We start from the raw sequence: 233 nt of genomic DNA on the forward strand, positions 1-233 counted from the left end.
ACGAATTAACTCAATTGCCTTCTTATATGCTTCATTTTTACTAAGTAATTCATGCTCCCTTAACGTTTCTACAATTTGCTCTCCTACAGTGAAGACGGGGTTTAGCGATGTCATCGGTTCTTGGAAAATCATCGCAATATCATTCCCTCGTAAACTACGAAGCTCTTTCTCTTTCATTCCTAAAAGACTTTTTCCTTCATATAAAATATCTCCACCTACTACACTGCCTGATT

Annotated in this window: 1 pseudogene; it reads right to left on the minus strand. The window is 36.9% G+C overall.

The annotated features are described in order from the left end of the window. Positions 1–233, minus strand: a pseudogene (locus NG918_RS16850) (ABC transporter ATP-binding protein); the annotation flags it as partial.

This window comes from Clostridium sp. ZBS2 (assembly GCF_023845855.1).
Taxonomy (GTDB): domain Bacteria; phylum Bacillota; class Clostridia; order Clostridiales; family Clostridiaceae; genus Clostridium; species Clostridium aquiflavi.